This is a genomic window from Acidilobus sp. (assembly GCF_049973875.1).
In the GTDB taxonomy this organism is placed as follows: Archaea; Thermoproteota; Thermoprotei_A; order Sulfolobales; family Acidilobaceae; genus Acidilobus.
In genome coordinates this window covers 1-23,668 of sequence record NZ_JBMFJI010000009.1, presented here as the reverse complement: position 1 = coordinate 23,668, position 23,668 = coordinate 1, and the positions used below count along the sequence as shown (strand labels likewise).

Sequence of the window (23,668 nt, the reverse complement as noted above, 5' to 3'; positions counted from 1 at the left end):
AATAAGCCTGAGCCAGTATAGCGTGCAGGGCTGTGAGGACCCAGCTATCCCTGAAATGTGATGATAATGGCCTTTGCTGAGCCCTGAGAGCTTCTTGACAGGCCAGCCTAGGGGCTCCGTGGCCCCCTTAACTACGGCGACAATAATGGAAGGCCAGGTGCTGCGGCCTGCTCCACGGCGTTGAAGTGGCGACTTAAAGCCCTAGGCCTAGGCGACCAATGAAAGCTTGCCCGGGGCCTTCGCATCCTCTTGTTCACATGCTGCTGCGGGCTGCCCGTGCCGCGAGTTGGGCTAGTGCAGCCTCACGGGGCCTGTGAGCTTCTCCACGTCTGAGAGCAACTCAACTACCTTCCTAGCCTTCTCCTCATCCTTGACCGCCGACCTCACTGCGTCCTCAAGCGCGGCGCCCCTGCTTATGGCCTCCGAGATGGCCGCCGCGACGTCATAGCCCACGAGCGGCGAGAGGAACGTCACGAGGGCCTGGCTTGAGGCCGCCAGCTGGAGCATCCTCTCCCTGTGCGGTATTACCTGTGAGACGGTCCCTGCTAGCTTCCTGGCCATCTCAGCCAGCAGCTCGACCTCCTTAAGCACGTTGTACGCCACCACCGGGATGCCCATGTTAAGCTCGAGCTCCCCCAGCGAGGCGCCCCAGGCTATCGCCTGGTCGTAGCCAAGCGCCTGGGCTGCCCCCTGGTTGACGGCCTCAAGGGTCACGGGGTTCTTCTTGCCTGGCATCATGCTGCTCCCAGGCACGTCAACTGGGACCTCGACCTCGTTCAGGCCAGTGTTGGGCCCGGAGTTCAGGAGCCTCAGGTCGTTGGAGATCCTCAGCATGTCAAGGGCCAGGGACCTGAGGGCCCCGCTCAGCGCTACTACGTCTGAGAGCGACCTCATGAGAGCCGACTTCGACGACGAGGGCCTGAGGCTCACCCCGCTCAGGGAGCTCAGCTCCCTCACGGCTACCTCTGCGAACCTGGGGTCCGCGTTAGCTCCAGTGCCCACCGCGGTCCCGCCGAGGGGCACCTCATACAGCAGGCCGAGCACGGAGGTCACGGCGGAGAGGCCCCTCTCAATCATGTGCGCATAGGCCTCCATCTGTTGCCCTAGCGTTATGGGGAGGGCGTCCCTCAGGTGCGTCCTCCCTGGCCTCACTAAGTCGCCGAACCTGGAGCCGGCCTCCCTCAGAGCTGAGACTAGCTTCCTGACGGCCGGCAGTAGGTCCTCATTGACGGCAGCTATCGCGGCTAGGCGGAGGGCCGTTGGCATGACGTCGTTGCTGGACTGGGACATGTTGACGTCGTCGTTTGGGTGCACCCTGCAGCCGCAGAGCCCCGAGGCCAGGTCGGCCACTATGTCGTTTATGTTCATGTTTATGCCTGTTCCCGAGCCAGTCTGAAACACGTCAACAGTTACCTTGTCGTCGCGTGATCCCTTGGCCACCTCCAGGGCTGAGAACTCTATGGCTGACGCCTTTACTGCGTCCAGCAGGCCCAGCTCCCTGTTGGCCCTGGCGGCGGCAGCCTTGATCATAGCGACAGCCCATATGAGCCTCCTGGGGGCCTGGTGCCGGTCTCAAGGTAGTAGGGCCTCGCCCTCTCCGCGTACGAGCTCATATCTACCCCCAGGCGTTCCCTGCGACTGAAGGCTATTACGGCTGAGGCCTTACCGCGCAAGTCCTGGGTAGCAGTTAATAGGGCTCAATGCGACTCGCTATCACTAGGACTCCAGCAAGGTGGGGCCTTTGGACGTGATCGAGACCGAGAACCTGCGAAAGGTCTACCCCAACGGGGTTGAGGCGCTCAAGGGCGTCAGCCTTAGGCTTAACGCCAGGGTGCCGTGTATAATAGGTAGAAACGGGGCCGGCAAGACGACGCTCGTCAGGATACTCTCAACCCAGCTCAGGCCCACTGGCGGAAGGGCCCGGGTCCTGGGCCTGGACGTGGTCGCCGACAGGGAGGCGCTGAGGAGGAGGATATGCAGCATACCTCAGGAAGCAAGGCCCATGGGCGTGGCCTCGCCCTACGAGCACGTGGTAATGTACCTCGTGGCCAGGGGCTGGTCGATATCGGAGGCCAAGCAGGAGGCCCGAAGGGTACTCAAGGACGTTGGCCTTGGGGACTTCATGAACATAGCCACGGACGAGCTGAGCGGCGGCATGAAGAGGAAGGTGTTCCTGGCCATGGCCCTGGCTGCCCAGGCGGAGCTCACGTTCCTGGACGAGCCCACTGCCGGCCTCGACCCCCTCTCGAGGCTTGAGACCTGGGGGGCCATGAGGCAGCTCAAGTCCTACATACTCCTCACCACCCACGACATGGAGGAGGCCCAGGCGCTGTGCGAGTACCTGGTCCTCCTGGACTCGGGCAGGGTGATAGCCCAGGGAACCCTTGAGGAGCTCATGAGGCCCCTCCAGGGCAAGGTCAGGGTCGAGGGCTACGGTGACATAAGCATAGGGGGCATGAGGATATCATACATGACGCCGGAGGAGGCCAGGGGGCTCATAAGCGACGGCCTCAAGGTCACGATAAGGCCGGTTAACCTTGACGACGTCTTCATAATAAACGGCATCAGGCCCCTGAGCGAGGATGAGGGGGATGGCGAGGCTTAAGTTAAGTCCAAGGTTCGTGCTGACGTTCGCCTGGTTCTACGGCTGGTCGTCAGTTAAGCGGGGGCCGGGCTGGGTGCTCTCATACATGACCTGGCCCCTGGCCCTGCTCTTCATGATATACATGCTCAGCAGGGGGAGGCTTATTGACTACGCCATACTCGGCGGTGTCATCTCAACTGTGACCAGCAACGCCCTGAGCGCGCTGGGCGACACGGCGTTCATGAAGCTCGAGATAAAGCTTCAGGACCTCCTGGTTGCCGCCGACGTGAGCCCGATAGAGTACCTGGTGGGCGTAGGCCTCGGGAACCTCCTCTACTCATTCCCGGGCCTTGCTGTGTTCCTGGCCCTGCTAATAGTGTTCAGGGTCCTGACGACCCCCCTGGAGTGGGCCGTGCTGCTCATAGCCCTCCTGTTCCTAGCCGTCGGGGGCGCTGGGCTCGCCTTCCTGGGCGGGAGCAGGCTGAGGCACGTGAGGAACTCGTGGGGCCTGGCCTCCTTCCTCTCCATATTCCTAACCATGATACCGCCTATATACTACCCATACACGGCGCTGCCCAGGCCAGCCCTCTACGCCCTCATGCTGTCCCCCGCGACGCCCGCGGCCGTCTTTCTGCAGCAGCTAATGGCTGGCGACCCGCCCTCCTTCGCCCTGCTGGGCATATTTATAGTGGAGAACGTCGCATACGCCATGTTAGGGCTGTGGCTGGGAAGGTGGGAGGATTGACCAAGTGGAGGGTCAGGTGCACAGAGTGCGGCCTCGAGAGGGACCTTGAGACAGGCATGGACCTGAGCACGCTGAAGAGCAACAGGATATACATGTACTGCCCTAAGTGCAGGAGGAACACGTTTCACGAAATACTAGGAAGGAGCGAGGATTAGTTACTCAGGCGGCTGGAAGCTCCTGCCGGGGCCTGACGCCAGGAGCTGGGAGACCTCCTCAACTAGGGCCTCGGCCTGCACGACCTCCTGCTGGCCCTGGAGCCACCTCCTCCTTATGTTGACTGTGTTGCTCTCCACCTCCTTGTCCCCCACGACAGCTATTATTGGGACCCACGCCTTGCCTGCGGCCCTGACCCTGGCCCCAAGGCCCTTGGTGGGCGGGTCAAGGTAGGCCCTGGCGCCCACGTCAATGAGGTCCTGGAGGAGCCTCCTGGCGTAATCCACGTGCTGGTCCTTGACTGGTATCACTGCCACCTGGAGGGGCGACAGCCAGAACGGCAGGTATGGCGTCCTGCCGGAGTCGGCCAGCTTGAGGCCGAAGTCTACAAGTGACGACATTATCAGCCTCAGCGGGCCGACGCACGTCACCTGCCTGTCTCTCACCGCGCCGTGAAGGCCCAGGGCGGCCAGCCCCCCTCCCCTCGTCCTGTACGCGAGGAGCCTGAGGGAGTACTGGATGTCGTAAGGTATCGAGAAGCCCTTGGAGGTCCCCACGTCAATCCACGTCGTGTCCCTTGATATTCCCTCCTCAAGCTCGTCAAGCATCTTAACCATGGCCTCATCGCCTACGTCAGCGGGCGCAACTATCATGTCAGCCCCCGGCAGCGGCGACCTGACCCTCACGCCCGACTCGGCGTACCTGCCAACGTCAAGGCAAGACTTGACCACTGCCGCGATGCCGCCTATTCCGTAGACCTGCTCGGGCCCGCCGCCCCTCGTCTCAACGCTTGTGAGCCCCAGCCTCTCTGCAAACCATGATGAGAGGGCCTCCATGGCCACCTCGCCGAGCGACGTCAGTCCGCCGCTGGTCAGGCCCAGCTTTGACTGCGAGCCCAGGGACTCATTGTCCCATGGGTTGCCCACCTCGACCTCCTTGGGCAGGAGGCCCCTCTCTATGGCCTCCCTTATCCCAAGCTGGGAGCCGTCGCCCGGCAGGTACCAGGGCCCCTTGGGCGCAGTTATTGTCCTCGAGAGCTCGCAGGCTGGGTGGCCTGGGCACGTTATTGTGAACCCCTTGTACCACCCGAAGGGGGCCCTGGCCGTCTGAAAGCCCATTGACTTGAGCTCGTCCTCCACCTTCCTTAGGATTTCAGCCGCCACGTCCGGAGGGGCCAGGCTTGGCGACAGGTGGGCGAAGGGGTAGACCACCGCGCACTTGACGCCGGACCTCCTGGCGTGCTCCGCTATCTCCATGGCTGCCTGTCCCGCCAGGTCCGGCGTGTCGCCCTCCTCCACGCTTATGAAGCCCACCACGCAGTCCTTGCCCTCAAACTTTGAGGGCGGGTCGGGCGGGTTGTCTATGGCCTCCTCAACTGCCCAGAACTTGACCTCCGAGACGTGTATCATAAGTAACCTCAAGGCCAGCCCCAGCTCCCAGGGGGCTTAGACCTTAAAAGCGTCAGCTGAAGACGTTCCTGTTGAACATCTTCAGGAACCTGACGTAGTTGTCGCACTTCGCCTCGGGGCCGCCGCACGAGACCTCGTAGGTTATCTGGCCGTCGAAGTGGAGCAGGGCCCCGGCCACCCTGTACCAGTCCACCGTCCCAGTCATGGGCAGGGCGTGCTCGTCCGCGTAGCCGTCGTTATCATGTGCGTGCACCTCTGCTATCAGGTTGGCCTGGGACGCCTTGCTTATCTCGTCAGGCGGGTTCCTAGTGTTGACGTTAAGGTGACCCACATCTATGCACAGCTTGAGGCCGTCGACGGAGCTCGCCATCTTGATCAGCTCGTCAACGTTGGAGCCGACCAGGTCGCCCTCCAGCCTGTTCTCAACTGCCAGCGCGAGGCCCAGCTCCCTGGCCTCCTTGACGAGCCTGCTCAGCACGCTTATGTTAGCCGCCATGGCCGACTCGGAGCGTTTGAGGGGGAGGGTGTGAATGACCGCTATGGTGGCCCCCATGTCCCTGGCTGCCCTCATCCAGCGTATCATGCGGGTAACCGCCCCCTCCTTGCCCTGGGCAAGCATGTCAAGGGTTGGCTTGTCGTAGGGCAGGTGCACGCTTGAGACCGTGAGGCCCTGGCGCTTGAGGGCGGCCTGCGTCTCCTCAAGCAGAGCGTCCTCCTGGCCCTTCCTGTTGATGAAGTTATCATAGCTAAGCTCATAGTAGTCAACGCCCATGTTGTGCAGCTTTACTACCGCCTCCGCTGGAGGCAGCGTCCTGTAAAGCATAGTAGCGTAGGCGACCCTCATGTGCGCCACCGCACAGTGGTAGCCAACCCCAAGTTTTTAAGCACTGGAAGGCGCTGCACTCTGGGCACAATTCTAATAAAAGAGATTGGTTACTGCACAAAAGTATACATGTTTCCAGACAAAATTTTCTTCTAATTAAGAGATAAAAACGTATAAATGCTGCTTTTAATTAACTTAAGTTAGAATAAAAGGTGATAGAGGTGAGCTACGCGGACCTAAGCTCTGCCGTTAAGGTAGTTGATGGGGTTTACTGGGTTGGAGTCAACGACACCAGGAAGGTGAGGTTCGAGAACATGTGGCCCATACCCGAGGGAATCTCCTACAACGCCTACGTCATAGCGACGGGCAGCGGCTACGTGCTGGTTGACGGCGTCGAGGAGGAGTACACGGACCTCTACCTGGCCAAGCTGAGCAAGGTAGTTGAAGATATGGACAAGGTCAAGTACATAGTGGTGAACCACCTTGAGCCGGACCACCAGGGGTCCCTGGAGGAGACCCTGAGGAGGGCAAGGAACGCCAAGGTGCTGATATCTGCGGTGGGCGCCAGGATGATAAGGGACTTCTACGACGTGCCCAAGGACCGGGTGGTGCCCGTTAAGGATGGCGACAGACTTGAGGTCGACGGAAAGATACTGAGGTTCATCTACACGCCCTGGCTCCACTGGCCTGAGACCATGGTGACCCTTGATGAGACGGACTCGGTGCTCCTCACGTGCGACGTCTTCGGCTCCTACGTGGCCCTGAGGGGAGGGCTCTTCGATGACCAGCTTGAGATGGAGCACTACATAGAGGAGGCCAAGAGGTACTACGTTAACATAGTGGGAAGGTACACCAAGAACACAATAGACGCCCTCAACAAGCTCTCCGCAATCCTTGACAAGGTGAAGGTGATAGCGCCCGCCCACGGGCCGCTGTACAGGGGCGACCCGAAGCTCCCCGTGAAGCTCTACTACGACTGGGCCCTTCCAAGGCTTGAACCCGAGGTTTCAATACTTTACATAAGCATGTACGGCCACACCGTGGACGCCGTCAAGAGGCTCAGCGACATAGTCAAGTCCCACGGCCTCAGGGTGAGGCTCATAGATGCCGCCGAGGAGCACATGTCATACGCGCTGAGCTACAGCAACAACTCTGCCGCCGTGCTCACGGTGTTTCCAACTTATGACGCCTCGATACCGATGCCCCTAAACAACATACTCTACACATACCAGGTCAAGATGTTCGGCAGGGGCAGGGCCGCCGGGGTGGTCACAAGCTACGGCTGGGGCCCCGTGGCGAAGCTGGCGGCTGACGTGCTGAGTAAGGCGGGCTTCAGGGTCGTGGAGCCCCTGGTCACGCTGAGGACAAGGCCCAGGAAGGAGGAGCTCGAGGCCCTGGACAAGCTGGGCGAGAGAATAGCCGAGGAGGTCCTCAAGGCGCTTGAGGGAGGCCATTAAGCCCAGCTAACGCCATCAGGGAGGCCCACCTGACCAGGTCCTTCCTCACGACGACCCCCTTCGTCATGAGCCCTATTATGCCCTCCCTTGAGCCTATGTCCCTTATGCCGTACCTGGCCTCAACAGCCCTGTCAAGCTCTGAGCTCATGGAGTCCCTGGCCAGGTCCTCAGGCACCTCAAAGGCGGGGGAGGTGCCGCAGGCTACCTTGCCGTCCTTCATCACGCAGGCGACAGTTATGACATACCATGCGCTGTCAACCTTGAACATGCCGGACTCGACGCCCACTCCAACGCGGGCCCTGGTAGCCTCAAGGGCCCTTGATGCCCTAAGCATGGCCAGCCTCCTCGTCTGCTCAAGGCCCACAGGCTGGGGAGGCAGGCCGCTGACGCTTACGGGAATTACAGTGGCGCACCCGTAGAAGGCCTCAAAGGCCTCCCTGACGCCGTCAACCTTGACAGGGTTCTGGCTCCCCAGGGCAACCTCCAGGCAGGGCCCCTCAGCCAAATGCCTTCACCTCATCGGTACCCTTAGTGCCGGAGGTAATACATCACTGAGGCCCCTCCCCTGCGTGCAGGAGCTGGGTCTGGCGGAGTTAAAGGTTATAAGCACCTTGCCTTTCCTCCTTAACCGGTGCCGCGGTCGCCTAGCTGGCCAGGGCGCCGGCCTGCTAAGCCGGTGGGGGAAACCCCGCGCGGGTTCAAATCCCGCCCGCGGCGCCACACGCTTCTGCGATGGCTATTCTGGCGTGCCCCCTTGCCTGCTCCATAGTGTTGTTGGCCTCCTTCTGGCATCGCTTTAGCCCTTAGGGTCAGCGCCCAAGAGCCTTGAGTAAGCCCTCCTTAGCTCCTCCCTGTCAAACATGGTCACGTGGTCAAATATTGAGCCTGAGCTCTCCCTCAGCCTCATGACCTCCACCAGCTTCCTGTACCTGCCGCCTGCAAGGCCGTTTGCTATGACCGCCGCGCCCTCCGCCGCCTCCTTAGCCACCCTGCCGCTCGTCCTGAGCTTGACAACCCTGAGCCTCGTCCAGAGGCCCGGGAGGCTTCCGGTTATCGTCCTGCCCAGGTCATCAATGAATCCCTCGACCCTTGAGAACCTGCCGCTGACGTAGACAGCCTGCGGGCTTGTCGACACCAGGAGCGACATGACGTCCTTGGCTGCTGACTCCACGAGCGCCCTGTAGCCGTCGCCCCCCGAGGAAACGAAGTCCTCGACTGGTCTCGTGAAGGGGTCCCCCTGGCCCAGGTAGGCCGCTCCCCCAGCGAAGAGCATCTCCTTCGTGATCCTGGACACGTTAGAGATGGCATAAGCCACCTCGCCGTCAATGCAGCCTGAGCCCAGGTAGCCAGGGAAGCCCGCCGTGCCTGCCACAGCGTCGACCAGCTGGCCTGAGCTGACGGCCATGGCTGATGTGTATGCAAAGCCGACCTCAACTACTATTAGGTTAACGTCATTATAGCTCAAGTTGAACGCCTCGGCGTGCCTGGCTATGGCCAGCGCGGCGCTGTAGACCTTGTCGGACGTCCCCATGTCAACCCTGTTCAGCTTCCTGTAGGCAGGCACCGTGGGCAGCTGGACCACGCCCGGGGTGAAGTAGGTGATGTCCCTGAGCTCCGGGTCCTCCTTTATCATCTTCAGGAGCCTCCTCAGTCCAAGTATCCTGTGGCCCTTGGCGGCGTCCTCAGCAGATATGAAGGTAGCGAGCGCTATCTCCTCGTCACTGGCCTCCCTGGCCAGCTTCAGGGGTATGCCGTAGCCGCTCGAGGCTACGACGACGTCAACGCCCTTCTCCCTCACTATCTCCTTAAGCCTCCTGAGCACGGCCCCCGGATCCCTGACCATGTAGTCCCTAGGTATTGACTCGTCAGCTATGACCTCGTTTGTTTCATCGTCGAAGCCGAAGACGTCGTAGCTCTTTGTGCCCGAGTCCGTCCCTAGGGCCCTAACCGTAGTCCACCACCTCGATACCCCTGTTCCTGCCCCTGGTTATGAGCACCTCACCCCCTCCGTTGGCGTTAAGGAGCTCCTCAAGCTCTGAGGCGGCCCTCTCTGCCTCCCGCTCGTCGTCAGTTAAGCCGTAGAACGTTGGTCCCCAGGATGACTGAGCGGCGCCATAGGCGTGCTTCAACATGATCTCAATGCCCCTCTCCACGAGGGGGCAGCAGTACGTGCCCCCCTGGTAACTTGACCATGCCAGCCCCAGCGACCTGTTGAATTCCGTAAGCGACTCGCCAAACTCCTTGATGTCGCCCTCAACGAAGCTCGGGAGCATCTTCATTAGGACCAGCCTCGAGAGCCTGGAGGCAAGGCCGCAGTCCTCCCTGACCTCTGAGAGCGCCCTGTCCTCTGAGCTGGCCCTGAAGCTCTGTATCCGCGGGAGGGGACCATAGGGGAGGGCCACTATGAAGAGCCAGCGGGCGGGTATGTCGCCCCTGAAGATCAGGGGAGGCACCTCCCTCTCAGCCATGTCCTTCCTGAAGCCCCCCTCAACTATGAAGCCCCCCACCTTGGCCGCGTAGAGGCCCAGGGCGGTCACGAGCCCCCTCCTGACGGCAAGCGCCGCATCCTCTGGCCTCAGGTCGAGGCCGTAGAGCCTTGACACCCCCTCCGCCACGGCGAAGTAAAGGCCAGTGACGTAGCCCAGGCCTGAGTAAGGTGGGTAGCCCCTCTCGACTGTCACCCTGGCCCCCCTCAGGTTAAACCTTTCCCTGAGCGCCCTGAGGACCTGGAGCGCGTGCTGGTCGTTTGACTCAAGGAGGTCAGACTTCTCGACCCTGACGACGAGGCCTGGCCCCTCCAGGGTAAAGCCCACGGTGCCGTAGAGCCTGCCCATGTCACCGCACAGGTCAAGGTTGCCGGCGTGCAGGTGGCTCGGCGAGAACACCCTCACGTACCTCAAGGGGACCCCCGGCACTGTTGACCATCAGGGTAAAAGTAAGTTACGAGCCTGCTGGACGAGAGATGGCCGCCAAACGTGCCCGCTGGCCGTGAAGTGATGAGGTGAAGGCGGTAACCGCGGCCCCATGACCTGCCTGCAGCTGAGCTCATCAGGTGGACAAGCGCTGGCCCGCGATTGACCACGAGTTAACTCAAAAAAGGGACCAAAGCGAAAGCGCAGGGACGAGCAAACAGGATAAAAATAGGAGGCACGGCTAGGCGGCGGTAGTGTTAGACGTGGTGTTCGGCGGCGCGTAGTGGGCGTAGGCGACGGCCACAGGGCTCACTATGTAGCCTCCGGCCGCCTGCGTCACGTGTGGGCCCATTGATATGACCAGGTACGCCCTCCTGCCGGCTGTCACGTTGAGGCCCCCGTTAACTATCGGTATCTTGAGCACGCTGCTCGGGAGCTTCGCGGAGACGTTTACGGAGCCGAGCTGCACCGTGACCGAGCTCACGTAGAGCCTAACCTCGTTGTAGACGCCGGGCGGCAGGCTGGCCTGGGCCACCGCCTGGGGCACGCTGGAGAGCAACACGGTTATTGTCCTGTTAGTTATAGTGAGCCACTTGCTTAGTTATAGTGAGCCACTTGCCCGTGCTGGCCGAGTGGACCATGATTGACGTCACAGTGAGGTATATTCCTGTAGTAGTGACGTTGCCTCCCCTGCCGGGGTCGCTTATGTAAACGTAGACGGAGCCCTGGGACCTTGAGACGGCCAGGTACGCGCCTCCCGCGGCCACGGCTATTACCACTATCACTATGGCCGCTAGTGCCGAGGCCCTCACCCTGCATCACCGAGCCTCTGTGTAGGGCCCAGGCTGAAAAGGGCTGGGCCGGGAAAGGGCGCGGGAGGCCTAGGGAAGGCCAGCGCGGCCTTAGGCCTGCCCTGGGGCCTCCCTGGAGTTGTTGACGACTCTCACCCTTGGCGCCTTCGACGCCAGCTGCTGCCACTCCTTGAGGTTATAGATGCACCCTGGGTCAGGGGCCAGGGGGTCGCCGTAGTAGGCGTAGGCCCTGGCCCTGCAGCCGCCGCATATGTTCCTGTAGGGGCAGACCCTGCAGTACCCCTTCAGCTTGTCCCTGTCCCTGAGGTCGTTGAAGAGCGGGGTCTTGGTCCAGATGTCCCAGAAGCTCTGCTTCCTGAGGTTCCCTACCACCGCCGGGAGGAAGACGCAGGGGGAGACGTCCCCGTTGGGCTGTATGGCAGCGTATATCCTTCCGGCGCCGCAGCCGCCGACGAACTCAGCGACAGCCCTGACTATCGGGTCATCGCTGACGGCGAAGTGCGTCGGGGCCACCTCCTGGCCCCCGCTGGCCTGCAGGGCGACGCGGCCGTACTGGGGCGCAGTGCTCACTATCTGAAGCCCTGGCCTCCTCTTCATCTCCTGGTATATGCTCCTGAGGAACTTCTCCCTCTCCACGGGGTCGAGGTCCAGCCAGATGTTCTCAAGGCCTCTTCCGGTGGGCACGAAGTTGAAGAATATAACCCTCCTCACCCCTATGTCCTCGGCCAGGTCCAGGAGCTCCTTCACTTCACCTATGTTCATCTTAGTTATGGTCACGGCCATGCCGTGATCCATGCCCAGCTTCACGGCGTTCTCAAGGGCCTTCACCGCCCTCTCCCAGGAGCCCGGCACTCCCCTGAACTTGTCGTGCTTCTCTGGGGTGGCGCTGTCTATCGAGACCTCAACGTACTTCAGTCCCTCCTCCTTGGCCTTCTCAAGCTCGTTTATGTTAGCGAAGACCCATCCATTGGTGGCCACCGCCGCGTGTATGCCCCTCGACGCTATGGCCTTAAGCACTGTGTGGAAGTGCGGGTGTATCGTGGGCTCCCCTCCGCTGAGGGCTATTGAGGCCACGCCGGCCCTGTCCAGCTCGTCAACCACCCTGAGCTTCTCCTCGAGCGTCAGCTCGTCAGGGGTCGGGGCCCCCGCCCTCTGGTAGCAGTGCATGCACCGGAGGTTGCACATGTTTGTGAAGTTCCACACTATTAGGAACGGCGCAGGCATCTTCTGGGGCACGGTGACGCCGTAGAGGCCCAGCCCCTTCATAACGAGGGCGACGCCCCTCCTTATGGCGGGGTCGCTTATCGCCCTCCTCGCGTCCTCGACGTCGCCGTGAAGCATCCTGATGCCAAACTCTATGGTCTTGTCTATTATTGGTATGAGGAACCTGGCGTAGAGAGGGCACTCTACTATCTGCTCCCCAACGAACCTGCTGAGGGCGTGGTAGATGAGGGGCGCCTCCTTCACGGTGCCGTCGCTGTACTTAACCCTCACAGTCCTTGATGCCAGCCTGAGCGACGCCCGGGTCACAGGGTTGTTGAACACCAGCCTGATGCCGGCCAGCAGGTGGCCTATGTTGCCCCTCCTGCCGTCATCATGGTCCGGCTCAACTGGGGAGAAACCCTCACTCACCTTCACCACCCCACCTCAGGGGCTCAAATATGCGACCAACCGCGTCGCCGAACGCCGAGAGGGCCTCCCTCGCCAGCACAGACATGAGGTCGCCCAGGCGGCCGGCCCTGATCTCCTGCGATATGAAGCCCAGCCTCAGGTAGAACTTCCTGTAAGCGTAAATCAGCGCCCTGCCCAGCTGCTCTGCAGTGAAGTGGAAGCCCCTAATGACCGGCCTCACAGTTGTATAGTGCTCCCAGTTGGTGTCCACTATCAGGTTGTGCTTCACCGCGAAGTCCCAGAGAGGGGTGCCCGGGTACGGGGTCAACGCCGTGAACTGGGCGTAGTCGGGGCCCAGCTCCACGGCTAGCTGGGCCGTCCTCTTCATGTCGTCAACGGTCTCCCAGGGGAAGCCAAGTATGAAGGAGCCCGTTGCGAACCCCTTGAGCTCCCTCTTCCACTCAAAGACCCTCCTGGCCTGCTCTATGGTTATCTTCTTGCCTATCCTGTTCAGGGTCTCCTGGCTGGCCGACTCAACGCCGAAGTACAGCGCGTTGCAGCCGTTGTCATAGAGCAGCTTCATTATGTCCTTGTTCACGTGGTCCACCCTGCTGCCGCACGAGAACTTTACGTCAAGCCCCCTTGACCTCAGCTCAGCTATGAACTCCCTCACGAACTTCCGGTTAGCGGTGAACTCGTCGTCCGTGAAAACTATCTCCTTGGCCCTGTACCTGTTCACCAGGTACTCTATCTCGTCAACAACGTTCTTGGCGGACCTGTACCTGTACCTCCTCCCCCAGTAGTAGCTCGTTATGCAGTACATGCACCCGTAAGGGCACCCCCTGCTGGCCATGACGTGGGCTATCCTGATGGGCTTGTTAAAGAGCGTGTACTTATCCATGTCAAGCAGGTCCCTGTCGGGCCAGGGAAGCTTGTCAAGGTCCTCTATGAACGGCCTGTCGGGCGTCACTATGGTCTTGCCTCCCTCCCTGAAGGCTATGCCCTTCACCGACCTCAGGGCCTCGTAGTCCCTCCCCTTGGACTCAAGGGTGCTCGTGAGCTCAAGCATCGTGAACTCCCCCTCCCCCATCACGACAAAGTCAAACCCTGCGTCCAGCGCCTCGTCATACATGTAGGTAGGATGGGTTCCCCCTGCAACTAGTATGACGTCAGGCATCTCCTGCCTGAGCGCCTTGGCGGCCATGTAACCCTTGGGAGCAAGGGGGGTCAGCATCGAGATCCCCACTATGTCTGGGTCAAAGGCCTTGACCTCGGCCATCCATGACTTCATGTCAAGCTTTCTCGTGGGGCTGTCAACTATCTTCACCTTGTGGCCGGCCTGCTCAAGGACGGAGGCTATGTATGCAAGGCCGAGGGGAGGAGCCCTCATCCCAGTGACCTTGTAGATCTCCAGGTTGTGGACGTCTGGGGGTAGGGCCAAGAGTACCCTCACCGTTTATCTCCCTATTACTGTACGTAGATCTAATAGCTATACGCTAAGCTGTAGATGGCCTAGGGCTGGCTCCTATGATAGGCTGTAGATCAGGGCCCGAACGCTCGCTAGCATAAAGCAAGGACCCTCGCCATGGCCCCCTCGGCCCCGCGAACCTTGAGTGGCGCTATTACAAGCAGCGGGTCCCTGCAGCTCGCAAGCTCGCCCAGGTTACATGCGCCCTCTACTATAATCACTCCTGAGGACAGCAGCCTCACGTGAACGTAAGCCGCTTCCTCCTCGCTCACGAGCGGAGGCCACGGGTAGCCCTTAGCCCCAGCCCAGCCGGAGACGCTCATAGCCTCGGTCATGACCGCTCCAACCCCCACGCCTGCGAGGTAGTCGGCAGCGTCCCTGCTAAGGTATGGCCAGGCGTGGAGGTAGTCCTCGGACCCCCTTAGCCTCGAGAAGCCCGTGTAGAGCGCGGCTGCCCTCCCCGCGTGCACCTTGCCCTCGAGGTCCCTTGACGTTATGGCCTCCTTAGGCCTCTTGTAGCTGAGGTCAACAAAGTCAGCGGGCAGCACTAGCCTCTCGGGCGGTATCCTGTCCACGCTGAGGCCCCCAGGTATGAAGTGCAGCGGGGCGTCTACGTGGGTTCCGGAGTGGGAGCCCGCCTCAAGGCGCGACAGGGTGACCTCGCCCTCCCTGGAGCCCGTGAGCACGAACTCGTGCCTGAAGGGCGGGTCCCCTGGATATGTCGGCATTCCGTTATAGGCCTCGCATGTTAGGTCTATCACCCTCCCGGAGAAGCCGCGACTCAACGCGCTCACCAGGGCTGTGTCACGGCGGAACTATAAAGGCGCTGAGTAGTAGGCCGCGTTGCGCCTGAGACCCGTTTTTACCCTGGGCGCACAGGCTCCCTGGGGCAGCGCCGTGGGTACAAATGAAATACTCGGAATGCTGCACGACCACCCGCCCAGCTACGCCCCTGAGTGGGGCAGCGGGGGCATATTTGGGCTGAAGTACTACAGGGGGGTGCTCTACTACACCCTGGCGTTTGACGCCGTAGCCAACTTCGTCACCGACAGCGGCGTGGAGAGGTACAGGTTCGAGCAGGTAGGCCCCCTGCCCACCTCGGGGGGAGACACCTATAACGCCGTTGATGCCGTGGACGACAGCATATACTTCGGCGGCTGGGTCCACGCCCCCGCGGTTTACGAGGGCTCTGAGGCGTCGCTGAGGGGCACCATATCCTTCGTCAACAAGTACAGCCACGTCCACTTCTATGACGTCGAGGACAGGAGGATCTCCCTGCTGTGGAAGGAGGGGGCCGCCAGGAAGGACGAGTGGGCCGGCGAGGTCTCCGAGATCATATACAACCCAGTCCAGGACGAGCTGCTCATAGCCAGGGGGGACGGAACTATAAACCTGGGAGTCTATAGCATCGACCGCAGGACAGGCGAGCCAAGGAAGCTCTCAGAGAGGCCCGCCCTCAAGGGGACGCTGGTCTATGAGTACGCCTGCTTTGACATACTTGAGCGGCAGATAAAGGACATACACGGGGTGCTGTTCACCAAGGCGGTCACAGGAATACAGTGCGTCAACCTCACCAACGAGAAGGTAACGTACACTAGCCTTGGCGACATAAGCAGGCGGTCAGTTGACGGCGCACCCGTAAGCTGGCCCCAGACGGGCCCAGCGGCCTCGGCCTACGGCAGGTTCTTCCTCTTCGTCAAGGGAGGGGCCTTCGTGGGCAACCCCATTGACGAGGGGACGGAGCCGGTCAGGTTCGTGAGGCTGTTCGACTTCGGCGACTCGGGCTACTTCTCAAGGAGGACCGTCGCCAAGCCGATAGGGGGAGGCGTCATGGTTGCGTTCAACGCCTACTCCGAGTCCCTCGTGAGGCCCACCAACCAGTTCGAGGAGATGGTCGCAAGGGCTACAAACACGATAGTGGGCCCCAGCGTGCTCCTCTACATAACCCCGCCCGTGGCAAGGATAGTGGGCGCCTACGGCGCCAGGATAACAAGCTTTGAGTCCGTGGGGGACAGGCTCGTCATAGGGGCCAACACGATGTCCAACACCTCCAGGTACAACGCCCTGCCCCTGGACATAGGCTACAGGGGGTTCATAATAGAGCCCATATCAGAGATCCTGGAGAGGGGGCCGCCCGTCAGGTTCTCAGTGCTGGGGCTGCTGGTGAAGGACAAGGTCTTCGGCGGCATACCCCTAGCCGGCTACAGCAGGCCAAGGCTTGTGATAAGGGCTGGGAGGAGCAACAGGCTTCACGTATATGAGTACGACTTCTCGCTGCCCGCCCAGGACGCCTATGAGGAGACCTATGACATAACTGGAGGCAAGAACGTCTTTGACCTCAGCGGCTTCGGCAACTCGATACTTTCGTTCAGGCTCGAGGACCCCGACCCCAGGGCAAGGATAGTCATAGACCTTCAGTAGGCCCTTCCAAGCCTCCTGCCCACGCTCCACTCAACGGCCTCCCTCAGGGCCTTGAAGCCCATCCTGCCCTTCGTGGGCCTGCACATGCCCTTCCTTACGGCCTCTATTATCTGCTCGGCCGTGCAGCCCTCCGCGAAGACTACGGTGGGCGCCTCCCCGAGCTCAGATATCACGTGGGCGTCGCTGCCGCTCGTCATGGGGAGGCCCTTCGACCTGGCAAACCTCTCCGCGAGCCAGTTAAGGGGGGGCAGCCCCCTGGCGTTCCACACCTCCACGGCGTCGAACTCCTCATAATGAGAGAACAGGTACCTGCCGACCCCCTTCCTGCCGGGCTGGAACGGGTGGGCGGCTATCATTATGCACCCCCTCTCGAGGCTCCACTTTCTCAGCTCAGGCGGCTCTATCCCCTTGGGCGGGTCCTCGTCAGGCAGCGAGGGGCAGAGGACCAGGACGTCGCCCCTCGAAGTCCTCACCTCGTTGGCAGGTATAACCGTTATGTCGAGGTCCAGCTCCCTGGCCGAGGCCTGGGCTAGGGCCGAGCCCCTAAATGTGTTGTGGTCCGAGAGCGCTATGGCGCTCAGCCCCAGCTGGGCGGCCCTTATTACGACCTCCTCAGGCGTCGGCTTGCCGTCGCTGACCCTGCTGTGGGAGTGAAGCTCAGCCCTGCAGGCCAAAAAGGCCCACCAGCGCTGAAGGGCTCCATCTGAATTAATAATCGTTAGGTTCTGACGTGTAAGTGTGATGAGCTCGGCATTGCTGAGCGCCCGCGATGAGGAGGGTCTTGAGTGCTGACCTTCACCTGCTGGGCCCCTGCCCTCCCCTAACGTACTCCTCTATGTAGCTAGCGACTCCGCTCATCATGTTGAGGACCTCGGCGGCCTCAGCCTCCGTCAGCCTGTGCCTCTGGGCCACCCTTGTTATGTTAACTCCCTCGTCGCTGAATATGGGCGGAGGGCACTCAGCCCACCTGGGTATTATGTGCACGTGGAAGTGGAACACCACCTGCCCTGCCTGACCGCCGCTGTTAGTGACTATGTTAACGCCAGGCGCCTTGAGCTCCCTCTTGAGGTACTTCGCTATGGCCGCCGCCACGAGGAACGCCCTTGACACCACGTCCGGCCTCACGTCCTCGACTGCAGCGAAGTGCTCCTTTGAGATTACCAGCATGTGGCCCCTACATATGGGGGACCTGTCCAGTATGACCATAACTTTGTCGTCTCTATAGACAACGTACGCCTTGGACTCGCCCCTGACCATCTTGCAGAACGCGTCGTCCTCAGGCACAGGCCTACACCCACCTGAGCCTTATTAACGCGGAATAAACTCCTTTGACACGGGTAGCTTTGAGCAAGAGGAGAAGCGTGATAAGGCAGGTTATAAACAGGGCCCTGATGAGCGGCAGGCCTCAGGATTACATCATAATCTACGTTGACAGGGACCCCCAGGCCGGCCAGAGGCTTGTGGAGCTCAACGCCTCGAGGATAGCCGCCGTGAGCGAGTGGGCCCTCACGCTTGACGACGGCGACACAGTTATACCGCTGCACAGGGTAGTTGAGGTGAGGGGGCCTAACGGGGAGACCTGGAGGAGAGGGCTGAAGTCTTGAGCTACATAAAGGGTCCCTCGTACACCATAAGGGTTGTTGAGGGCCTCGCGACGCCCAAGGTAAACGGCAGGGAGGTGACCGTCGGGGCAGAGCTGCTTAAGCTTGACGCTAGCCTGGGGGTCATGGGGGAGTCCCTGGCCTCCCTGCTTCTCCCGGCAGTCAACTACAGCAGCGACCTTGCCAGCATAGTTAAGTCCTATAGGACGAGGGTAGTGGTGGAGGAGGCCTCGGAGGCCATAACTAGGCTTGGGCCCCTGGCCGGCCTGGCCAAGGTGCCTCCCTACTTCTTCCCAATAGCCAGGATGTCGAAGCTCTCGTGGCTGTACTCGTGCATATTCAACGAGTCCACCCACAACGTTGACCTGTTGGAAGAGATCTACAGCGACTACGCTAAGCTCGTGGGCGACCTGACGCCTGAGGGCTACGTCAAGCTCAGCGAGTCCAAGGTAAAGGGCTCCGTGGCCTCACTGATATCTGGCATTGTAAAGAGCGTGGCAGCGGGCATAAGCGTGGCCGGCGCCTACATGTCCTTCTTCATGAAGTCCTCCGAGTGCCCTCCCAACGTCCTCCTCGAGGACCCTTATAGGACCGTGGTGATCCCCGAGGGCGTCCTGTTCAGCTCGTGTAGGTGGGCCCCTCACCCGGTTGAGCTGGAGTTGGAGAGGGCCACGTGCAGGAGGTCGTCGCTGCTCTACTCCTCGCTCCTCTGCGAGGACGGCAACTCAAGGGTCGTCATTAAGGACTACGGCTATGGCACCTTTAAGTGGCTCTTCGCCGGGGTTATGTCAATAACGGCGTACCCCTTCATCCAGACGCCCTCCGGCAGGGCCTCAAACGAGTACCGCAGGCTGCTGGAGCTCAGGCAGTACGTCAGGACGCCCAGGGTTCTGGCCCTATGCATAAACCCCATGGAGGCCTCCATGGTGAGGGATTATGTGGACGGCAGCGACGTGCTGAGGAGCAGGGAAACGGCCCACTGGCAGGAGGCCGGCAAGGTTCTTGCCACCGTCCATAGGTCTGGATACGCGCTCGGCGACCCAAACCCGAGCAACGTGGTGATTGGCAGGGACGGGGCGTGGCTCATAGACGTTGAGCAGGCGGGCAAGTTCACGCCCCAGAGGGGGGCCTGGGACCTGGCGGTGTTCTTCTACTACTCAAGGTTCTTCGGCGCCCCCCTGGACCTGGTTAAGGAGTCCCTCAGGAGCTACGCCAGCAGCCTTGAGCCGTCCCTGTGGAAGAAGGTGAGGGGCCAGCTCTTCAGCGCAAGGCTGGCGCCGTTCCTGGCCAGTTTGCCGTTGCTCTTCTTTGAGCTGAGGTCAGCAGTCGAGTCCATTAAGCCCTGACGGCCTCGTTAACGGCCGAGCTCGGGAGGGCAACGGACCTCATGTAAGGCAGCAGCCTCCTGAGCACCTCCCTGTCGGGCCTCTCAAGGAAGCTGTAGCTCTTGATGGACTCGCTGACGAGCTCATACGGCATCCCGACCAGGTTGGCGTAGGCCTGTAGGTCGGCCTCCCTCACCTCGGAGACCGCCCCCTCCATAGTCTTGGCTATCCTGTCGTACTCGCCCTCAAGCGAGCTGTTGGCCCCCAGGAGGCAGCAGGTCTCTAGGTCGCAGTGCTCCACCTTAAGTCCCCTCCTCTCAGCAATAGATAGGTAGGGCTCCCAGATGACGGCCTCCCTCACCTGGCCCCTGAGCACCATGTTAAGTATGCTGTCGCCGCCGTTAGCGTAAACCCTCGGGGGCTCAAGCCTGTTGACCTCGGCGCAGAGCTCCATGGAGGACATCCTTGACGTCGCGTGGCCGAGCTCCCCCCTGCCCGTGACTATCCCTGCCCCTCCTTGGCTCCCCCCGCCGACTATATGAACGGAGCCGGCCGTGAGCCTGTTGAGGGTTATCAGAGTTATGGCGGGGGCCATAGCTAGCTGTATCCTGCCCGCCGCCAAGTCCATGGCCTCCTGGAGCGCGTCATCGTAAACTTTTACTGTGACCGAGCCGTACCTGTCCGAGAGCCTCTTAACGAGCCTCATTATGTACGGGTACTCGCTCGCCCTCACTATGCCTATTACAGCGGGCGCCTCGGCCCTCGAGCCCCCGGGGCTTATTATTATCACCCCTCCCTCGTCCCTGACCCTTATCAGCCCGAGGGACTCGAGCTTCCTGACCCTCTTGAGCACCATGCTCTTGCTCCAGCCCAGCGTCCTTGAGAGCTCCGAGAGCGTCAGCGGCCCATAGTCGGCTATCGCCTTCATGACGTCAGTGTCCACCTGGTCCAGCAAGGCACTCCCTAAAGCGCACAGCTGTTCTCCAACTCTTAAATAACTTAATAACCTCCTAATATAACGCGGCTTAGGCTTAATACTTCAGCTGAGGCGTGGGAGGAAGGAGAGCTCATGAGCAGCGAGGAGAGGATAGACCCCTGGGGAAGGCCTGACATAAAGGACTACAGGAGGCTGTACGAGGTCTTCGGCATAAGGCCCTTCTCCGAGATACTTGAGAAGCTTAAGTCCATGGGGGTGGAGCCCAGCGCCTTCATGAGGAGGGGGATAATATTCGGACACAGGGACATGGACGTCGTGCTCAACGCCTGGGCCTCGGGCGAGCCGGTGGCCGTGGTGACGGGCTTCATGCCGAGCGGGCAGTTCCACTTCGGCCACATGCTCACCGGCCTTCAGCTCGCGTTCTACCAGAGGCTCGGCTTCAAGGTGTTCGTCTGCATGGCTGACGCCGAGGCCTACGCCGTGAGGAGGGTGAGCAGGGAGGAGGCCATTAAGAGCGCCCTGGAGGAGTTCATACCTAACCTCCTCGCCCTGGGCCTTGACCCGCAGAGGACCGAGTTCTACTTCCAGACAGGCAGGGAGGGGCCCTACCATGAGCTTATCCAGCTCTTCAGCGCTAAGGTGACGTTTAACGAGATGGAGGCCATATACGGCGACCTGAGCCCAGCCAAGGTGATGAGCGCCCTCACCCAGGCGGCGGACATCCTTCACCCCATGCTGAAGGAGTACGGCGGCTACAAGTACGTCGTAGTTCCGGTGGGCGCTGACCAGGACCCCCACATAAGGCTCACCAGGGACATAGCCGCCAGGATGAGGGGCGAGATAGAGCTCACGCCGCCAGCGGCGACCTACCACAAGCTGATAAGGGGCCTCGACGGGGGCAAGATGAGCAAGAGCAGGCCTGAGGCCACGATTTTCCTGACCGAGCCCATAGAGGAGGCCGTGAGGAAGTTCAAGGCGTCCCTCACAGGGGGACGCAACACGGCCGAGGAGCAGAGGAGGCTTGGCGGGGAGCCCGACAAGTGCCCTGTCTTTGACCAGTACCTCTACTACCTTGTCCCTGACGACTCGGAGCTTTCCTCAATAGAGGCCAGGTGCAGGGGAGGGACCCTGCTCTGCGGCCAGTGCAAGGCCATGGGCGCCGAGAAGCTGGCCAAGTTCCTTGAGGCCCACCAGCGCTCCCTCGAGGCCTACAGGGACAAGGCGCAGTCCCTCGTTGAACTTCCAAAGTATTAATTAGGATTTACCTTTTCCCGCCTGTTGGGCTGCGCTCTCCGGCATTGAGAAGTAGGACTCCAGGGAGAGGCTCGGGAGGAACCTGACCCCGCACCCCGCTGCTAACAGCTTGCCGTGGAGCTCTGATATCCTTTGGGAGGGCCCTGAGAGCATCAGCACCTCAAAGCACCTGCCGTTCCTGTGCGCGTGTATGTAGGTCTCAGCTATGTCCGAGTACTGCTCTATTATGTCTTCGCTTCCCCTGCTCTCAGGGCACAGCGCTACCATGACCCCATCGCAGTCGTGTGGAACTAAGTAATGTATGTAGTCGCTCAGCATGTTCCTGAGCGCCTGCTCCACAAGCTCGCTCCTGCTCACGTTAACCTTCGCTGCCAAGAGGTCCAGCTCCCTGCTCAGGTCATCAGGAAGGCTTACCCCAAACCTCACCTTATTGCCCATGGCCGCCACCTGAGCACCTCTTCACAAAGTCGCTGAGCTTCTCGACGGCCTCGTCGCTCATAGCGTGCTCAAGCATGCACGCCAGCCTCTCGGACTCCGCCTCGCTTACGCCCATGACAATCAGGGCGGACCTTATCTGCATCTCCTTCCTCACTATGGGCTCCGCCACCGAGGCCCCGCTCTCCGTCAGCTTCACACCCCTGTACGGTATGTAGTCAATGTAGCCGAGGGCCGCGAGCTTCCTGAAGGCCTCCGTGACGCTGGCAGGGGTCATCCCTAGGTCTGCCGCGACGTCCGTGGTGCGAACCCACGAGTTGAGGCCTCCGCGCTTGTAAATGGCTGTCAGGTACTCCTGCAGGCTGGGTGATATGGGCCTGCTGCCGGTGTACGTCACGAGCACCCTTAGCTTTAGCTTGCCAGAAGGGTAAAAAGAGTTAGTAGGTAACCCTTGAGGGACGCAGGCCACCAGGTAGGCGTCAGTAATACAGTTCAGATGCTGCAAGGCTTGTAGAGCTCCTTGTTGAGTTCCGTGAACCCGAGCCTCGTGTAGAAGCTGTCGGCTATTGAGTTGCCAGCCGGATAAATGGCCGTCACTATCCCCGCCCCCCTCTTCCGCGCCTCCTCGAACGTTTTGTCTATCAGCATCTTGCCAAGCCTCTTCCTCCTGTACTGGGGCCTGATGTAAAAGTCCGTTATCTGGGCCTTAAGCCTTGGCTCGTAGAAGAGCCTGTCCTCTATAACAAACCTTATGATCCCCGCTATCACCTTGTTCGACGTGTCCTCAGCCACGAGCACCACGGTGTTCTCATCCTTAAGCGACCTTACAAGGTACTCCTTGACCACGTCATATATGTTGGAGACTACCTTGAAGTGCGGGTCCAGCTCCTCGTTGAGCCCCTTTAGCCTTACCACGAGCTCGGTGACCTGATCTATGTCGGCCTCCGTCATGTTCCTTATCACTATGTTCTCTATCGACATGCTCACACCTCCTTCACGTACCTGACCAGGTACGGCCTGAACCCCATCTTAGCGTAGAGGTCCTCGGCTATTTTATTTCCAGCTGGGAACTCGACAGTCACTAGCGACGCCCCCTGCTTCCTGGCCTCGTCCCTGGCCCTGTTCACCAGGAGGGTCGCCACGCCCTGCCTCCTCTGCTCCGGCTTGATGTAGAGCTCCTTGATCACCAGCTGCCTCCCATTTATCAGCAGGTCGTTCTCCTCAACGTAGGCCACGAGGTACCCTATGACCTCGAGGCCCTGGACGGCCACCAGGACAAGAGACTCCTGGTCCTCAACAAGCTTACTGGCACGGTCATTGGCCAGCTCCCTGAGGTTATTTACTGCCGCCCAGCTGGGGTCGAACTCAGCGTTGAACGAGTAGAACCTGTAGATGAGCTCCGAGAGCTGCTTTACGTCCTCCTTGATCGCCCTCCTTATGTTTATGCCCGTCTCCGCGTACAAGCGGCTCACCCCTGATAGTCAACGGGAGGCTTAGGTATAATGCCGTTGCCCCAAAGCAGCTGGATCTTCTGCCTCACGGCCCCTATTATCTCAGTGGCCCTCTCCAGCTCCTCCCTGTAGGTCGTGGTCCTCCTGGCCACACCCTCCTCAACTGCCTTAACTGCCACCGCCGCCGCCACCCTCGGGTACACCTCCCACTCCTCCATGGTTGGAAGTATCCTGTCCTCCCCTATGCCCCTCTCCTCGGCGAACTTCGCC

Annotated in this window: 26 protein-coding genes, 1 tRNA gene and 2 pseudogenes; 9 read left to right on the top strand and 20 right to left on the bottom strand. The window is 60.7% G+C overall.

What is annotated here, in order from left to right; genetic code table 11:
• Nucleotides 1-291: 291 nt before the first annotated feature.
• A complete protein-coding gene (locus tag ACP5H1_RS04740; RefSeq protein WP_427972327.1) occupies nt 292-1,530 on the bottom strand; it encodes a lyase family protein in 1,239 nt (412 codons plus the stop codon).
• Nucleotides 1,527-1,673, bottom strand: coding sequence for a hypothetical protein (locus ACP5H1_RS04735; protein WP_427972324.1), 147 nt, complete (start codon nt 1,671-1,673; stop codon nt 1,527-1,529). The genes ACP5H1_RS04740 and ACP5H1_RS04735 overlap by 4 nt, the downstream gene beginning before the upstream one ends.
• A gap of 74 nt (nt 1,674-1,747) precedes the next feature.
• Between ACP5H1_RS04735 and ACP5H1_RS04730 the strand changes: the two genes are divergently transcribed.
• The 3 genes from ACP5H1_RS04730 to ACP5H1_RS04720 are packed head-to-tail and all read left to right on the top strand — an operon-like array spanning nt 1,748 to nt 3,484.
• On the top strand, nt 1,748-2,605 hold the full coding sequence (locus ACP5H1_RS04730; protein WP_427972448.1) for an ABC transporter ATP-binding protein: 858 nt from the start codon (nt 1,748-1,750) through the stop codon (nt 2,603-2,605).
• On the top strand, nt 2,583-3,329 hold the full coding sequence (locus ACP5H1_RS04725) for an ABC transporter permease (RefSeq protein ID WP_427972321.1): 747 nt from the start codon (nt 2,583-2,585) through the stop codon (nt 3,327-3,329). Before ACP5H1_RS04730 ends, ACP5H1_RS04725 begins: the two co-directional genes overlap by 23 nt.
• Nucleotides 3,326-3,484, top strand: a complete 159-nt coding sequence (locus ACP5H1_RS04720) for a hypothetical protein (RefSeq protein WP_427972318.1) — start codon at nt 3,326-3,328, stop codon at nt 3,482-3,484. The genes ACP5H1_RS04725 and ACP5H1_RS04720 overlap by 4 nt, the downstream gene beginning before the upstream one ends.
• On the opposite strand, the gene ACP5H1_RS04715 is transcribed toward ACP5H1_RS04720, so the two are convergent.
• Both ACP5H1_RS04715 and ACP5H1_RS04710 read right to left on the bottom strand, forming a co-directional pair.
• Nucleotides 3,485-4,903: a threonyl-tRNA synthetase editing domain-containing protein gene (locus tag ACP5H1_RS04715; RefSeq protein WP_427972315.1), complete on the bottom strand. Its 1,419-nt coding sequence runs from the start codon at nt 4,901-4,903 to the stop codon at nt 3,485-3,487.
• 40 nt (nt 4,904-4,943) lie between these two features.
• Nucleotides 4,944-5,735, bottom strand: coding sequence for a sugar phosphate isomerase/epimerase family protein (locus ACP5H1_RS04710; RefSeq protein WP_427972312.1), 792 nt, complete (start codon nt 5,733-5,735; stop codon nt 4,944-4,946).
• Nucleotides 5,736-5,926: 191 nt separating this feature from the next.
• On the opposite strand from ACP5H1_RS04710, the gene ACP5H1_RS04705 reads away from it, so the two are divergent.
• Nucleotides 5,927-7,171, top strand: a complete 1,245-nt coding sequence (locus tag ACP5H1_RS04705; protein ID WP_427972309.1) for an FprA family A-type flavoprotein — start codon at nt 5,927-5,929, stop codon at nt 7,169-7,171.
• On the opposite strand, the gene ACP5H1_RS04700 is transcribed toward ACP5H1_RS04705, so the two are convergent.
• Nucleotides 7,146-7,676 (bottom strand): inosine/xanthosine triphosphatase, encoded by a 531-nt coding sequence (locus ACP5H1_RS04700; RefSeq protein WP_427972307.1) that lies wholly within the window; start codon nt 7,674-7,676, stop codon nt 7,146-7,148. The genes ACP5H1_RS04705 and ACP5H1_RS04700 overlap by 26 nt on opposite strands.
• A 128-nt stretch (nt 7,677-7,804) precedes the next feature.
• Here ACP5H1_RS04700 and ACP5H1_RS04695 point away from each other — a divergent pair.
• A tRNA-Ser gene (locus ACP5H1_RS04695) sits at nt 7,805-7,891 on the top strand.
• A 76-nt stretch (nt 7,892-7,967) separates the two neighbouring features.
• Here ACP5H1_RS04695 and ACP5H1_RS04690 read toward each other — a convergent pair.
• From ACP5H1_RS04690 to ACP5H1_RS04660, 7 genes and pseudogenes are all read right to left on the bottom strand, one after another.
• Nucleotides 7,968-9,047 (bottom strand): annotated as a pseudogene (locus ACP5H1_RS04690) (DUF1464 family protein); the annotation flags it as partial.
• A 67-nt stretch (nt 9,048-9,114) separates the two neighbouring features.
• Nucleotides 9,115-10,062 (bottom strand): beta-ribofuranosylaminobenzene 5'-phosphate synthase family protein, encoded by a 948-nt coding sequence (locus ACP5H1_RS04685; protein WP_427972445.1) that lies wholly within the window; start codon nt 10,060-10,062, stop codon nt 9,115-9,117.
• 262 nt (nt 10,063-10,324) lie between these two features.
• Entirely contained in the window at nt 10,325-10,645 is a 321-nt protein-coding gene (locus ACP5H1_RS04680; RefSeq protein WP_427972304.1) for a DUF4382 domain-containing protein, read from the bottom strand.
• A gap of 13 nt (nt 10,646-10,658) precedes the next feature.
• Nucleotides 10,659-10,895: a hypothetical protein gene (locus ACP5H1_RS04675; protein ID WP_427972301.1), complete on the bottom strand. Its 237-nt coding sequence runs from the start codon at nt 10,893-10,895 to the stop codon at nt 10,659-10,661.
• A gap of 90 nt (nt 10,896-10,985) precedes the next feature.
• Entirely contained in the window at nt 10,986-12,533 is a 1,548-nt protein-coding gene (locus tag ACP5H1_RS04670) for a radical SAM protein (RefSeq protein ID WP_427972298.1), read from the bottom strand.
• Nucleotides 12,520-13,959: a B12-binding domain-containing radical SAM protein gene (locus ACP5H1_RS04665; RefSeq protein ID WP_427972295.1), complete on the bottom strand. Its 1,440-nt coding sequence runs from the start codon at nt 13,957-13,959 to the stop codon at nt 12,520-12,522. Before ACP5H1_RS04665 ends, ACP5H1_RS04670 begins: the two co-directional genes overlap by 14 nt.
• 107 nt (nt 13,960-14,066) lie before the next feature.
• Nucleotides 14,067-14,768, bottom strand: a complete 702-nt coding sequence (locus ACP5H1_RS04660) for a cyclase family protein (RefSeq protein WP_427972292.1) — start codon at nt 14,766-14,768, stop codon at nt 14,067-14,069.
• A gap of 103 nt (nt 14,769-14,871) precedes the next feature.
• Here ACP5H1_RS04660 and ACP5H1_RS04655 point away from each other — a divergent pair, with 103 nt between their 5' ends.
• The gene (locus ACP5H1_RS04655; RefSeq protein WP_427972289.1) at nt 14,872-16,395 is read left to right on the top strand and encodes a DUF2139 domain-containing protein; all 1,524 of its coding nucleotides are present in this window, start codon (nt 14,872-14,874) and stop codon (nt 16,393-16,395) included.
• On the opposite strand, the gene ACP5H1_RS04650 is transcribed toward ACP5H1_RS04655, so the two are convergent.
• Together ACP5H1_RS04650 and ACP5H1_RS04645 are read right to left on the bottom strand one after the other, a co-directional pair.
• Nucleotides 16,389-17,069 (bottom strand): PHP domain-containing protein, encoded by a 681-nt coding sequence (locus tag ACP5H1_RS04650; protein ID WP_427972286.1) that lies wholly within the window; start codon nt 17,067-17,069, stop codon nt 16,389-16,391. The two genes, ACP5H1_RS04655 and ACP5H1_RS04650, sit on opposite strands and share 7 nt — an antisense overlap.
• A gap of 121 nt (nt 17,070-17,190) precedes the next feature.
• Nucleotides 17,191-17,679 (bottom strand): HIT domain-containing protein, encoded by a 489-nt coding sequence (locus ACP5H1_RS04645; RefSeq protein ID WP_427972283.1) that lies wholly within the window; start codon nt 17,677-17,679, stop codon nt 17,191-17,193.
• A 59-nt stretch (nt 17,680-17,738) separates the two neighbouring features.
• On the opposite strand from ACP5H1_RS04645, the gene ACP5H1_RS04640 reads away from it, so the two are divergent.
• Together ACP5H1_RS04640 and ACP5H1_RS04635 are read left to right on the top strand one after the other, a co-directional pair.
• Nucleotides 17,739-17,999: a DUF504 domain-containing protein gene (locus tag ACP5H1_RS04640; RefSeq protein ID WP_427972281.1), complete on the top strand. Its 261-nt coding sequence runs from the start codon at nt 17,739-17,741 to the stop codon at nt 17,997-17,999.
• On the top strand, nt 17,996-19,342 hold the full coding sequence (locus tag ACP5H1_RS04635) for a hypothetical protein (protein ID WP_427972278.1): 1,347 nt from the start codon (nt 17,996-17,998) through the stop codon (nt 19,340-19,342). Before ACP5H1_RS04640 ends, ACP5H1_RS04635 begins: the two co-directional genes overlap by 4 nt.
• On the opposite strand, the gene ACP5H1_RS04630 is transcribed toward ACP5H1_RS04635, so the two are convergent.
• Entirely contained in the window at nt 19,332-20,276 is a 945-nt protein-coding gene (locus tag ACP5H1_RS04630; RefSeq protein ID WP_427972275.1) for a winged helix-turn-helix transcriptional regulator, read from the bottom strand. The two genes, ACP5H1_RS04635 and ACP5H1_RS04630, sit on opposite strands and share 11 nt — an antisense overlap.
• 114 nt (nt 20,277-20,390) lie before the next feature.
• Here ACP5H1_RS04630 and ACP5H1_RS04625 point away from each other — a divergent pair, with 114 nt between their 5' ends.
• Entirely contained in the window at nt 20,391-21,512 is a 1,122-nt protein-coding gene (locus ACP5H1_RS04625; RefSeq protein WP_427972273.1) for a tryptophan--tRNA ligase, read from the top strand.
• Here the strand turns inward: ACP5H1_RS04625 and ACP5H1_RS04620 are convergent, their stop codons facing one another.
• From ACP5H1_RS04620 to ACP5H1_RS04600, 5 genes and pseudogenes are all read right to left on the bottom strand, one after another.
• Entirely contained in the window at nt 21,513-21,950 is a 438-nt protein-coding gene (locus tag ACP5H1_RS04620; RefSeq protein ID WP_427972270.1) for a CopG family ribbon-helix-helix protein, read from the bottom strand.
• Nucleotides 21,940-22,350 carry a metal-dependent transcriptional regulator gene (locus tag ACP5H1_RS04615; RefSeq protein WP_427972267.1) on the bottom strand — a complete coding sequence of 137 codons (411 nt, stop codon included), beginning with the start codon at nt 22,348-22,350 and terminating at the stop codon, nt 21,940-21,942. The genes ACP5H1_RS04620 and ACP5H1_RS04615 overlap by 11 nt, the downstream gene beginning before the upstream one ends.
• Nucleotides 22,351-22,439: 89 nt before the next feature.
• Complete coding sequence (locus ACP5H1_RS04610) at nt 22,440-22,928, bottom strand: N-acetyltransferase family protein (RefSeq protein WP_427972265.1); 489 nt, start codon at nt 22,926-22,928, stop codon at nt 22,440-22,442.
• Between the two features lie 2 nt (nt 22,929-22,930).
• Complete coding sequence (locus tag ACP5H1_RS04605) at nt 22,931-23,419, bottom strand: GNAT family N-acetyltransferase (RefSeq protein WP_427972263.1); 489 nt, start codon at nt 23,417-23,419, stop codon at nt 22,931-22,933.
• Nucleotides 23,416-23,668: pseudogene (locus ACP5H1_RS04600) on the bottom strand (malate dehydrogenase); the annotation flags it as partial. The pseudogene ACP5H1_RS04600 and the gene ACP5H1_RS04605, both read right to left, overlap by 4 nt.

Bases quoted from the DNA above. Each gene is read 5' to 3' on its own strand.
- ACP5H1_RS04625 (WP_427972273.1), top strand. From the start codon at position 20,391: ATGAGCAGCGAGGAGAGGATAGACCCCTGGGGAAGGCCTGACATAAAG.
- ACP5H1_RS04610 (WP_427972265.1), bottom strand. From the start codon at position 22,928: ATGTCGATAGAGAACATAGTGATAAGGAACATGACGGAGGCCGACATA.
- ACP5H1_RS04740 (WP_427972327.1), bottom strand. From the start codon at position 1,530: ATGATCAAGGCTGCCGCCGCCAGGGCCAACAGGGAGCTGGGCCTGCTG.
- ACP5H1_RS04620 (WP_427972270.1), bottom strand. From the start codon at position 21,950: ATGGGCAATAAGGTGAGGTTTGGGGTAAGCCTTCCTGATGACCTGAGC.
- ACP5H1_RS04710 (WP_427972312.1), bottom strand. From the start codon at position 5,735: ATGAGGGTCGCCTACGCTACTATGCTTTACAGGACGCTGCCTCCAGCG.
- ACP5H1_RS04725 (WP_427972321.1), top strand. From the start codon at position 2,583: ATGAGGGGGATGGCGAGGCTTAAGTTAAGTCCAAGGTTCGTGCTGACG.